The sequence below is a fragment of the Bacillus sp. MYb209 genome (genome assembly GCF_002975175.1).
GTDB lineage: Bacteria > Bacillota > Bacilli > Bacillales > Bacillaceae_G > Bacillus_A.
The window spans coordinates 13,522-26,164 of record NZ_PCNZ01000003.1; the positions used below are offsets into that span (position 1 = coordinate 13,522).

Below are 12,643 nucleotides of genomic sequence, written 5' to 3' on the forward strand. Positions count from 1 at the left end.
AATGTAAATTGGATCTAATTTCTTAAACTGTATGAAAGTATACTTTTGTTTCTTTACCAGAAGGGGGAAAGTAAATGAATTTCAATGTAAAAGAAGCTACCGAAATTCTGGAGCGTGCGCCACAAACTTTGGAGTTTTTATATCTAGATTATCCGACGAATGGCTACAATGTAATGAAGGAGAAGGAACTTGGAATACATTCGAAGTGGTTGAGCATCTAATTGATGCGGAGAAGAACAACGGGATTCCAAGGCTAGAATTTATTCTCCGGGAAGGTGAAAATAAATCCTTTCCTCTGTTTGATCGTTATTCTTACCTAAATAACAACTCTCTTGGTAAACCAAAGTTTAAAGGTACGAACTAGGGATTATTTATTTAATGCGAGAAAGGCTGTGAGGTTATTTGAGGGGTTATAAAGCGATGCTATTTGATTTAGATGATACGTTACTTGATAGGGATAAAGCAGTAGATAAATTGTTTTCAATTATTTTAGAGAAGTTTTATTTGGATTTTAAACAACATTCAGTAAAAAATGAAATGTTACAGAAATTCAAGAAATATGATAAAAAAAGCTATGGCCATAGTGACAAAGTAAAAGTTTTGGAATCATTTTTTGATGAATTTCCACCAAAATATAGATTGCCACGCAATTACATTCAAGATTTTTGGAATAATAATTTTCCTCATTGTTTTTCTATAAACCAAAATACTATAAATATCTTAAATACTATAAAGAAGCATGTTAAAGTTGCAATTATAACAAACGGCTCAACTCAGAGACAAAAAGCTAAAATAATTAACACTAATTTAAATGGTTGTTTTGATACAATAATTATTTCTGAAGAAGTGGGATTTAGTAAACCTGACAAGCGCATATTTGAATTAGCATTAAATAAGCTTAATGTGCAACCGGAAGATACATTATTTGTTGGAGATGACATAGAAAAAGATATTGCTGGTTGTCAAAATGCAAATATAAAGGGCGTATGGTTTAACCCTCATATGATCAAGAATACTACCGAAATACAACCATATGCCGAGATTAATACTTTTGATAGTTTGTTAAGTTATGTTACTCCACAATATTTTTATAACAAGTAAAAACAATTTGAAGAGATGAAATTTCAAAATATTAAAAAGAGAGATTACCCTTAATTTCATTGACCGTATGAAAAGTTTAAAAACTATATTTATTTACAAAAGAGAGCGGATTTTACAATATCTGCGGCTATTATTTTTGTACAGTGTACATTTCCTGTTTGACATTCCTAATAGATGGTAACCCAAAAACAACAATAGACAAACTTAAATCTTATTTTTAATTAGCAAGATACCACCCTATATTTATTGTAGTTAAGATAAAAGATGCATTTTCATGATGTACTACGTATTACACAAATTACTCAAGTAATGGCTAAATGATATAGAGGGAATATTGAGTCATGATTAATATGAAGAGCTGTAAAACATGTTTACTACATAATGTGTAAATTATAAAGGAGTGAGACTATGGAAATAAAGAAAGTAGTAATCGGTGGAATAAATATTGCCATCATAAGAAACGATACAGTAGTAATATCCGACGTTCAATCTGCATTGGATCTTATGGCAACAGTTCAATACGAGGTAGATGCGAAGCTTATTATTATCCACAAATCATTAATAAGTGAAAGTTTCTTTGATTTAAAAACACGTCTTGCGGGTGATATTCTTCAAAAGTTTATAAATTACAGGGCAAAGATTGCTATCGTTGGGGATTTTTCTATGTATGCTAGTGAAAGCTTAAAAGACTTCATTTATGAATGTAATAAAGGAAATGATATTTTTTATTTAGCAACTGAACAACAAGCAATTGAAAAGTTACGCTCATTGAAGTAAATGATATAAAGTGTATTTCGAAAGAGGCATCCGTTATGGTGCCTCATATTTGTATTCTGATACAAATATGTTTTTGAAATTTGTACCGGTACAGTAATTGTAAATGTGCATGGATACAGTACCTCATAAAATTTACAATTAGCATATATTAGTTTAACTTATAATTTTTAAGGGGTGCTGAATATGACAAATTTACAACATCAACTTTTTACAAGATTGAACCTTGAAAAACGTACTGAAGTAAAATTTGAAGAATTAAGTACAATACTCTTTGCATTTGCGCATACAATACCGTTTGAGAATTTAGATGTTATAGCAGGTAATACAAACGAAATTTCAAAAGAGAACCTACAGAAGAAAATATTAACAAGTTCGCGCGGCGGGCTTTGTTATGAATTAAATTCTCTTTTCTACTATTTTTTAAAAGATTGTGGTTTTAATGCTCAGCTAGCATTAGGAACAGTTTATAAAAATGATATTAATGCATGGGCACTTGAGGACGGACATATTACTATTATTATAGATTTTGATAATGAAACATATTTAATTGATGTAGGGATCGCTTCGTTTGTACCTCTTGTTCCGGTTCCTTTTTCTGGGCAACCGGTTTCTTCTAATAATGGTATGTACCGTGTGAGACGGAAAGATACTAGCAAAGGAAACCATGTTTTAGAAAGAATGGATGTTGATGAAGAATGGAAAGTCTGTCATGCTTTTTATAATTATGTTATTGATGAGTCAATTGTAAATGAGGTTCAAAAAAAGGTGATAGAAGATGAGAAGTCTATTTTCAATAAAGGGCCGAGTGCAGTAAAGTTGACGGATTTTGGTCATATGTCCTTGACGAATGCTAGTTTAACTGAAATCATTTACGGGGAAAAAAGCAAGCGTGAAATTACAGAAAATCAATATAGAGAACTATTACATTCACTTTTTAATATTGAATTATGAAATAACAAAATAGCCGACTCCTATTTGGAATCGGCTATTTTGTTATTACGAGCCAAGTAGATTTCGTTCTTAATTTAAAGTTTGATTTTCTTAATAGATATAATACACTAGAACAGTATAAAAAATATATAAAATGAATATTGAATGTAGAGGAAGATTATCATGTCAGTTATCGATAAATTAAAACTTAATAAGTATACGAATATGGTGGTTATTAACGAACCAAACGATTATGAAGTATTTGGAGATAAACCAACTACATTTTCTAAAGAGCATGATGCTGTTTTTATTTTTGTAGAAACGCTTGATGAGATGGTAGAGCATACAAATTTCATTATTAAAAATGAAGAGTTGTTACTTGAGAAAGGTTATGTATTTTTTGCTTACCCGAAAAAAGGTAATGCTCGTTACAGCACTTTTATTCATCGTGATGAAATGTTTCCAGCGTTAAATGTTGGAGAAGATGGATATGTAGGAAATAGTGATATTAAATTTGCACGAATGGTAAGTATGGATGACGTTTTCACTGTTGTTGGTTTAAAGCGTGAAAGGAAAAAAGCAAAGAAAACGCCTGCTGCGAGTCAATGTGTTGCTGATTATGCAGATCGAATTCAAGATGTTGAAGCATTATTAGCTAATCATCCGAATGAACTTAAGTTTTATCAAAGTTTAACACCTGGATATCAAAAAGATTGGGCGCGTAATTTATTTTCTGTTAAACAAGAAAAAACACGTGAAAAACGTCTTGAGAAAATGATTGAAATCCTTTCACAAGGCTATAAAACAATTGAATTATTCCGTAAGAAGAAAAAATAACGATTAGGAAAGTCACAATGATGCAACAATTAATTGCGATGAGTACATTGAAAAAAGTATTCCTTCCATTATACTAAGGAATGTTCTTATATTTATATAATTAGCAAAGAGAAAAGGTGTTTGAAATGAAATCGTATATTGTAGTTGGATCTGGAATTTTAGGAGCGTCTACTGCTTATCATCTTGCTAAGGCCGGTGCAAATGTAACAATTGTTGATCGTCAAGAGTTAGGTCAAGCAACTGATGCAGCAGCGGGTATTGTATGCCCATGGCTTTCACAGCGTCGTAATAAAGCGTGGTATAAAATAGCTAAAGGCGGTGCACGTTACTATTCTTCATTAATTCAGCAATTAGAAGAAGATGGTGAAACGGATACAGGATACAACCGTGTAGGTGCAATTAGTTTACATACTGACGAAAAAAAGCTAGATCAAATGGAAGAGCGAGCTTATAAACGACGTGAAGATGCGCCAGAGATTGGTGAAATCACGCGCTTATCAGCTGAAGAAACGAAAAAATTATTCCCAGCATTATCAGAAGAATATAGTTCTGTTCATATTAGTGGAGCTGCACGAGTGAACGGAAGATCATTACGCAACGCATTAGTAAGCGCTGCGAAAAAACATGGTGCTACTTTCGTAAAAGGAAATGCAGTCTTAATTCATGAAAATAATCATGTTACTGGTGTTAAAGTAAACGAAAAAACACTTCTAGCAGAAAAGGTTATTGTAACTGCAGGAGCGTGGGCGAACGACATTTTAAATCCATTAGGTGTTAATTTCTTAGTTACGTTCCAAAAAGCTCAAATAGTTCATTTACATATGGAAAATACAAAAACAGAAAATTGGCCAGTTGTTGTGCCACCAAACGATCAATACATTTTAACTTTTGAAGATGGTCGTGTCGTAATTGGTGCAACACACGAAAATGATACAGGGTTCGATTACCGTGTTACTGCAGGTGGTTTACATGAAGTATTCCATAAAGCATTAACAGTTGCGCCCGGCTTGGAAGATAGCACAATGCTTGAAACTAGAGTTGGCTTCAGGCCATTTACGCCAGGATTCTTACCTGTTATTGGCCCACTCCCTAATTTTGAAGGCATACTCATTGCGAACGGATTAGGTGCTTCAGGATTAACAGCAGGTCCATACTTAGGATCAGAACTTGCGAAACTTGCGTTAGGGCAACCGATTGAATTAGATTTAAATGATTATGATGTTGCTGGGGCAATGGAATAGTAATAAACAAAAAAGATTAGGAGTGATTTCCTAATCTTTTTGTTATGTTATTTGGGCGTAACTAAGTATTTTGAGAGGTAGGAGTTCTTTTAAACAAGGGGTACCACCACATCGCAATCAAGCTAAGAAAATAGATAACCCCCAAAACGAAAATTTTTTGCCTTTTATAGCAACGAAGTTCATTTTTATCGTTTGAGGCATTAGAGAAGAAAGGTTGATTCGTTCAATATAGAGGCGAATATCCTTTTTTTATACATATCAGAAATATAAACAATAGCCTCAAAAACTGGAGGCTATTCAATTTCACAATCTATTATGAGCAATTACAATAGGTACGCTCTTTAAAGTTTGTCCCATCGCTGAATCCGTAAAATGATGAATAACATCAAACCCCTCAACTTGATGGATATTAGCGAACCGTTTCACAAATGAAATTAAAGCGATAGGCGGGATCCCAATTAAAATTTTTTAAACCTAATTGGACTTACCATTAAGAGAGCGAGGATTAATGTAATCCATGCATTGCTATATGAAAACAATCCCATGCCAGCCAATGGTAATCCAGCAGCTGGAATAGGTAATCCCTTAAAATATCCAATGGTTGGTTTTACACTAAATTTAGCTAATCTTAAAGCACCCATCGTTGGGAAAAGGATAAATGCCAAAGAAGTTAAAATAGATGGTGTTGCTATCGAATGAAATAAAAGTGCAGGAGCAACTCCGAAACTAACAATATCAGCTAAGGAATCCAATTGTACACCAAACTCACTGTTCACTTTTAATTTTCTCGCAATTCTTCCATCAAGGAGATCTAAAACAGCTGAAAAGAAAATAAAAATGGAGGCTACTTCCAAGTAGTTACTCATATTCATGGTAATTGAAAAAACACCGCACAATAAATTTCCAATCGTAAATAAATTGGGTACAGATTTTACTATCTGATTGAACAAGGTTGTCCCCCCTAAGTTGATCAAACTTCACATTTATGTAGCATTTTCTATATATTCTTCCGTTATTCTTGAAAATATATGACCACTGTATGCTAAGTAAATTTCGACAAGAGAAAAGCCGATTTCCTGTACGTTATGTTGATTTATAAACATGTTTGATCATCCGAATACTTCCAAAGCTTCGTAATGTTTTAGTGTTTCTGCTCCTTCTCCTGTTTTATGACTTTCTCCAGAGATAAGGAGCATTTCTTCCCCATTAATTGTTGCCCAACGGATAACCGGTTTAATTAAAGGGAATTATCAGAAAGGGTACTATTAAACAGAACAAGCCAAAGAAATGGATAAGGAGTGAGCAAGCGATGGACAACATGATTAATACGGGCAACTTTGGTTTACAAAGGGGACCTGCTCAAAAAACGGTTGGCCAGTATTTGTTTGATTGCCTAAAACTGGAGGACATTACCGAAATTTTTGGTGTCGCAGGGGACTATAATTTTACACTTCTTGATACTTTGGAGTGTTATAAAGGCATCCGTTTTATAGAAGGACGAAACGAACTAAACTCGGGCTACGCTGCAGATGGCTATGCAAGAATCAAAGGAATATCGGCTCTTATTACGACCTTTGGGGTAGGAGAGCTCAGCGCCTGCAATGCGATAGCGGGAGCCAACAGCGAGCATGTACCAATAATACACATTGTGGGTGCGCCTCCTGAGAAGGATCAAAAAGAGCATAAGCTGATGCACCATACCCTAATGGACGGGGATTTTGACGTCTTTCGCAAGGTGTATGAGCAGATTACGGCGTATACCGCAGTGCTTACACCGGAAAATGCCAAGATTGAAATTCAGACTGCGATTCGCATTGCTAAAGAAAAGAAAAAGCCGGTATACCTGGTTGTGGCCAATGATTTAGTGACCAAGCCGATTAAGGTCTGGGAAGAGCCGGTACCACCACGTCCAACGTCCAACCCGAAGACCCTTCAGGCTGCGGTGAATCATGTCCATCAGCTTTTGGAATGTGCTCACCGTCCGGTTATCCTGGTGGATGTGAAAACTATGCGTTTCGGCCTTCAGACAGCAGTTCGGCAACTGGCCGATGCCATGAAAGTGCCTGTTGTAACGATGATGTACGGGAAGGGGGGATTCGACGAGACCCACCCAAATTATATCGGAATGTACTTAGGCTCTTTTGGAAATTCTGAGGTCCAAAATACAGTGGAAAATGCAGATTGTATCATTGCGATAGGTATGGTATCGGCTGACACCAACACCGCAAATTTTACCGCAAAGCTGAACCCGCTAGTAACTGTCAATATTCAACCAGATATGGTTAAGATCGCTGAGGCAGAATATCCGAATGTTCTTGCGGCCGACATACTGCTTGCTGTGCAGAAGGTGGGTTATATGGGCCAAGGTTTGGTAGAAAAATTGTCATTCCCTTACAATCAATTCACAACTAATACTGACGGGCCTTTAATGGCGGCCGGCTATTATCCACGTTTTCAGCGCATGCTGAAAGAGGGCGATATTGTGATCGCCGAGACCGGGACGTTTTATAATGGAATGACGGAGGTGAGACTGCCCTGCAATGTAACATATATTGGACAAGGAGGGTGGCAGTCTATCGGTTACGCAACCCCTTCTGCGTTCGGTGCTATTATGGCTGCTCCTGAACGCAGAGTGTTGCTGTTTACAGGTGACGGCGCCCTGCAGCTAACAGCACAGGAAATCAGCTCTATGCTCTATTACGGCTGCAAGCCCATAATCTTTATATTGAACAACGATGGTTATACAATTGAGAAATATTTAAATGTCAAAACAGAGGATCAAAAGTACAACCAAATCCCTCGATGGTCTTACACCAAGCTAGCCGAAGCTTTTGGAGGTAACGCGTTTACCGTTACGGTCCGGACCTATGGAGAGCTTGATCAGGCTATAATCCATGCTGAAAAGGAAAGCGCCGAAAGACTCTGTATAATTGAAATAATCGCAGGGAATCCGATGGACGCACCTGAATATATGCGACGGATGCGTAGTTATATGGAGAAGCAGGAAATGCAACGCAGTCAGAAATAATATCCAATTCCCTAGTCCCTAATTGGATACTAATTGAACAGTTCTAATCATATTCTTTTAATAAAACGCAATTAAAGGGGTGTAAAGTAAGTTGACAAAAGTTAAGGTTAGTTTACGACCCATTGCAAGTAAGTTCAATTTACCTACTGTTTTGAAAACAACTATACTACCAGGTGACTCAATTGAAAGGTTATTTATTGCAACCCAGGTAGGAGAAATCTTTTACATAGGAGACGGAGTTATAAGGACTTTTTTAGATATTCGCCCGCGAATCATAAAATTAGGCACATCTGAAGAAGGGGTTTCTAGTAGTGGTTACGATGAACGAGGATTGCTAGGACTAGCGTTTCATCCACAATTTTATCAAAACGGTTTATTTTACCTTCATTATTCAGTAGCTGGCACTCAAGGTCCAGGTGCCCTCTCTGAACCTTTTAAACCTAATCCATGTGATCCGAAAACTTTAAACTTAAAGTGGGTAAATAGAGATACTCAATATGATCATATTGATACGGTTGAGGAATGGATTTTACAATCACATGGTCAACCTCAAAAACGAAGAACATTACTTAACATAAAACGGCCATTTTTTAATCATAACGGAGTCAATAGTTTAAACTTTTCACCTGAGACTGGAAAACTTGTTTTTACAAATGGAGATGGTGGATCGGGTTATGATCCATTTAATTTAAGCCAGAATGATTTAGAAATAGCGGGTAAAATAATTGAAATCGATGTAAGTAAAAATACATTCATAAATAACCCTCCAGTAGTTACGCGCTTTAATGAGTTTCCTTTATCTATACAAGAAACACTTACGGTAATTGCGAAAGGGGTTCGGAATATAACAGGTATTTCATTCCAAAGGTTTTATAATCAATACATCAAATATGCTGGAAATGTCGGACAGGATATTGTAGAGTCTATTTTTTCGTTTGTTCATTATAAACCCATACCGGTTACCGAACTTGTTCAAACGCATTTAATGAGATCCACTCCCAATCAAGATGGATTTATTAATTTTGGTTGGCGAGGATGGGAAGGAGAATTACCTACTTCTTTTATAAGGCACTGTTCTGAGAATCCTACTTTGGATGAGAGAACAATGGCTTATTATAATGAAACAATTCAAACGTCAGTGAGACGTATTCAGCCTCTAATTAGTTATTTTCATAAAGATTCCAGACCGGATAAGTTTGGAGGAACTTCACTTACAGGAGTTCAGCCTTATATGGGAACTGCAATACCAAATTTAACTGGTAGCGTCGTGTTTACCGATCTTGCCAAAAAAGAAGAATCTCGGTCTCCGGTTAAAGGTGTTTTAGCATATACTAGGGCAAGTATAGATGATAAACGTAATGATTTTCATGTTATTGAAACCAATTATGATTTTGGTTCTCAATCAGCTTATTATGTTAGTTTAGGAACAAACTTAGATCAAACTAGATTATATTTAGGAGCTTACGGTTCTATGAAAGTAACTGATTTTAACAAAGGTACTATTTATGAAATTGTTCCTTGATACGATATAAACTCTAAGTCTAAAAATATAAGAAATTCATTCTTCTTCAAAATGCACGACCTGTTGTCCCCCTAAAAAACTTCTATGTATAAACGACTAGCAGAAAGTAACACATAAACTATAAGTGTATGAATACTATAGAAAGTGATGAATTAGGTATCTTTAGGAGGTATTTTGATGAATCGCTTTAGATGCTATTGGTATCAATGGATGATAGAGCATGATGCGAATTTTGTTCATAAAAGAAAGATGACTCCTGCAAGTAGGTTAGTCATTACAGCTTTATTAGGTTCATTTGCTGCTATTTTTCAATCTGCGGGGAACTTAATCCCTGGAATTGGGTTATTTATTAGTCCTTTCGCGACGCTACCGATTTTTCTGGCTATTTGTTATTCTATTTGTGAGGGAGTACGCTCTTATATTCTTACTATTTTCCTATTATTCATTATTCAGCCAAGTGAACTAATTGTCTTTCCCTTTACTACAGGATTATTAGGTATAGCGTTAGGGGTATCCTTTTTACAATTCAAGAGGAGGATTTGGGTAATTTCCTTTTCTGCGATATGTCTACTTATAGGGATTATGATCGTTCTCGGTATCTTCCGCTTTCCAGTACTTGGTCCTACTGTGCATACAACTATGGATATAAAAATTATTACATTAATATTTATACTGAGTTTTCTATACTGCTGGATCTATGCAGAGCTGTGTAGAATAATAATGAATAGAGTATATAAAGTATGGTCTTAACAATTGTATAAAATCTTTTTGAACGAATACACTTTCTCATATATTTTCAAAGATTGGAGATTTAAGTCATGTATAACGTTGAAATTAGAAGGCCGAATTCGGATGATATTGATGAACTAAATTTGTTTTTTCGTATAGTTATTACGAATACTTATAAAAACGAAGGGTTATCACAATTATTAGATGACATAGAAAGTGAAATTAACATGAAAAAGCAATATTTGAAAAATGATTTTGATAGTAATGGAGAAAGTCGTTACTTTTTATTAGCAATAGATACAAGTAACGATAAAATCATTGGAACGATTGAAATCGGTCCAGCAAGTACATTAATTAATAGTTGTACAGGCGGTGTACTTAAGGATTTGTATGAAATAGGAACTGTATTTATACTTCCGGAGTATCAAAGAAAAGGTATAGGGAGTTTACTACTAAATACAATGTATCTTACATTACTTAGCAGAGGAATAATCGAATACTGTTTAGATAGTGGATACAAAAAAGCACAAAGTATATGGACGAAAAAGTTTGGAAAACCTAGTTATGTGCTGAAGGATTATTGGGGTGAATCAATTGATCATATGATTTGGAACAAAAGTTTGCATGATATACCTATAATATTCAAATTATGAAATGAAATATGCATCTGAACATAGCTTTTCTTACATACTTATGCTATTATTTATCTTTATAATAAAAGAGGACGTGAATGAACTTGATTAAAATTAATATTCCTGAAGCTGATGTTTCAATTACTGAACGTAAACAAGTTATTAAAGGAGACGAGCCATTAATTACTCCAATTAGCGGTTTTATCGATTTCCACTTGTTCCCTAGAGATAAAGGCGGCATTTTTATGTTTTACAATATTAATGACGAACTCCTTTTCGTAGGTAAAGCTCGTAAAATTAGACAACGTATTAAAAAGCATTTTGAAGATAATGTTTCACCAATCAAAAATTATCGTGATGAAGTATACCGCATCGATGCATGTATCGTAGAAGATCCAACAGAAAGAGAAATTTACGAAACTTACATCATTAATGAATACAAAGCGAAATATAACGTTGATAAAGTGTTTAATAAATAAACAACATTAGCGAAATGAAACAATCCTAGTACATACACTAGGATTGTTTTTATTTATATAGCTTTGTAATTTTTGTCCGTAATGATTTTCCTCGCATTTGTTCCTCCTTATAAGGGAATATATTATTTAATCGGCAGAATTTTTTCGTATTTTAAAGTAATGAGCGGCAACTAAACAAAGTACCCCTATAAATAACATAATAATTCCAAGAGTTTTATGCTTTCCTTCGAAGAAAGGTATGTCTGTAATTACATTTGTCATACATAACCCTAAGAACACAAGAATAGGTCCAATCCAAAGTAATACGTTTCCTGATTTTGTGTGTTTATCCATATAAACCCTCCTTTATTTTTACATATATATCCACAGGTATTGTAATCCATAACTTCTAAATAAAGGTTAAAGTAAATCCCCAAGAGAAATATATTTTCTTTCATAACAAAAATTAAAGCATCATATATTGGTACAAGCAAATGAGAAAGGAGATCATCATGAATTGGCTAGAAGCTTTTATTTTAGGAATTATTCAAGGACTGACAGAGTTTTTACCTATAAGCAGTACAGGGCATCTTTATTTAGGGAGACATCTTTTTCAATTAGATGAAGCAGGTTTATTTTTAGATACGATGCTGCATATTGGAACGTTACTTGCGGTGTTTATTTATTATAAGAAAGAATTTATATATTTAATTAAAAATCCGTTTTCAAAGCTTATGTTTTTACTTATTGTCGGGACGATACCTGCGGTTGTAATTGGTTTATTATTTAAAGACTTTTTTGAAGATATTTCAAAAACAGGTATAACAATAGGCTGGGAGTTTTTAGTGACGGGTTTATTTCTTTATATGGCCGATAAACAAAAGAACGGTCGTAAAAAAATGAATGATATTACATATAAAGATGCATTCATAATTGGTTCATTTCAAGCAGTAGCTATATTTCCAGCAATTTCTCGTTCTGGAATGACAATTGTCGCTGCATTATGGAGAAAGTTAGACCGCGAAACAGCGGCGTACTTTTCATTTTTATTATCAACACCAGCTATTGTCGGAGCTATCATCTTGCAATTTGCAGATGTTTTTCAAGGGAAAGCAGAATCTATTTCTAGTACATCATTAATTGTCGGAACATTATCAGCAGCGTTCTTTGGTTACATAGCAGTTTCATGGATGATTCAATATTTAAAACGTCATTCTTTAAAAGTATTTGCGTATTACGTATGGGGATTAGGTATTTTAATTTTAACGTTGCAATTCACACAGGTGTTTTAAATATAATTATCAAGGAATTATTAGTTAAGATCCTGTTCCATTCATACACGACAGGATCTCTTTTCATTGTCCGTTTCACTTTTTCATCCTAGAGTA

The 12,643-nt window shown here is 34.7% G+C and carries 13 protein-coding genes and 1 pseudogene; 12 read left to right on the forward strand and 2 right to left on the reverse strand.

All coding sequences use genetic code 11. The annotated features are described in order from the left end of the window. Positions 1-74: 74 nt before the first annotated feature. The 6 genes and pseudogenes from CQZ94_RS06965 to CQZ94_RS06990 form a co-directional block, all read left to right on the forward strand. A pseudogene (locus CQZ94_RS06965) lies at positions 75-331 on the forward strand (DinB family protein); the annotation flags it as partial. An 89-nt stretch (positions 332-420) separates the two neighbouring features. Beyond that, positions 421-1,101: an HAD family hydrolase gene (locus CQZ94_RS06970; protein ID WP_142395771.1), complete on the forward strand. Its 681-nt coding sequence runs from the start codon at positions 421-423 to the stop codon at positions 1,099-1,101. A 408-nt stretch (positions 1,102-1,509) separates the two neighbouring features. Continuing rightward, on the forward strand, positions 1,510-1,878 hold the full coding sequence (locus CQZ94_RS06975; RefSeq protein WP_105584781.1) for a DUF4180 domain-containing protein: 369 nt from the start codon (positions 1,510-1,512) through the stop codon (positions 1,876-1,878). Between the two features lie 183 nt (positions 1,879-2,061). Continuing rightward, complete coding sequence (locus tag CQZ94_RS06980) at positions 2,062-2,829, forward strand: arylamine N-acetyltransferase family protein (RefSeq protein ID WP_105584782.1); 768 nt, start codon at positions 2,062-2,064, stop codon at positions 2,827-2,829. Between the two features lie 162 nt (positions 2,830-2,991). Further along, a complete protein-coding gene (locus tag CQZ94_RS06985) occupies positions 2,992-3,645 on the forward strand; it encodes a YdeI/OmpD-associated family protein (protein ID WP_105584783.1) in 654 nt (217 codons plus the stop codon). Positions 3,646-3,770: 125 nt separating this feature from the next. Beyond that, entirely contained in the window at positions 3,771-4,886 is a 1,116-nt protein-coding gene (locus CQZ94_RS06990; protein WP_105585132.1) for an NAD(P)/FAD-dependent oxidoreductase, read from the forward strand. 458 nt (positions 4,887-5,344) lie between these two features. Here the strand turns inward: CQZ94_RS06990 and pssA are convergent, their stop codons facing one another. Then, positions 5,345-5,836, reverse strand: a complete 492-nt coding sequence (gene pssA / locus CQZ94_RS06995) for a CDP-diacylglycerol--serine O-phosphatidyltransferase (RefSeq protein WP_105584784.1) — start codon at positions 5,834-5,836, stop codon at positions 5,345-5,347. Between the two features lie 359 nt (positions 5,837-6,195). On the opposite strand from pssA, the gene CQZ94_RS07000 reads away from it, so the two are divergent. The 5 genes from CQZ94_RS07000 to CQZ94_RS07020 all read left to right on the forward strand — a co-directional run bounded on the left by CQZ94_RS07000 (position 6,196) and on the right by CQZ94_RS07020 (position 11,276). Further along, positions 6,196-7,914: an alpha-keto acid decarboxylase family protein gene (locus CQZ94_RS07000; protein ID WP_105584785.1), complete on the forward strand. Its 1,719-nt coding sequence runs from the start codon at positions 6,196-6,198 to the stop codon at positions 7,912-7,914. A gap of 91 nt (positions 7,915-8,005) precedes the next feature. After that, positions 8,006-9,436, forward strand: coding sequence for a PQQ-dependent sugar dehydrogenase (locus tag CQZ94_RS07005; protein ID WP_105584786.1), 1,431 nt, complete (start codon positions 8,006-8,008; stop codon positions 9,434-9,436). 177 nt (positions 9,437-9,613) lie between these two features. Further along, entirely contained in the window at positions 9,614-10,186 is a 573-nt protein-coding gene (locus CQZ94_RS07010; protein WP_105584787.1) for a YybS family protein, read from the forward strand. Positions 10,187-10,254: 68 nt separating this feature from the next. Beyond that, a complete protein-coding gene (locus tag CQZ94_RS07015; protein ID WP_105584788.1) occupies positions 10,255-10,818 on the forward strand; it encodes a GNAT family N-acetyltransferase in 564 nt (187 codons plus the stop codon). Between the two features lie 77 nt (positions 10,819-10,895). Further along, positions 10,896-11,276, forward strand: a complete 381-nt coding sequence (locus CQZ94_RS07020) for a nucleotide excision repair endonuclease (protein WP_105584789.1) — start codon at positions 10,896-10,898, stop codon at positions 11,274-11,276. Positions 11,277-11,402: 126 nt separating this feature from the next. Here CQZ94_RS07020 and CQZ94_RS07025 read toward each other — a convergent pair whose 3' ends face one another. Continuing rightward, a complete protein-coding gene (locus CQZ94_RS07025) occupies positions 11,403-11,609 on the reverse strand; it encodes a hypothetical protein (protein WP_105584790.1) in 207 nt (68 codons plus the stop codon). Positions 11,610-11,767: 158 nt separating this feature from the next. On the opposite strand from CQZ94_RS07025, the gene CQZ94_RS07030 reads away from it, so the two are divergent. After that, positions 11,768-12,547, forward strand: a complete 780-nt coding sequence (locus CQZ94_RS07030) for an undecaprenyl-diphosphate phosphatase (protein ID WP_002119708.1) — start codon at positions 11,768-11,770, stop codon at positions 12,545-12,547. Positions 12,548-12,643 lie beyond the last annotated feature (96 nt).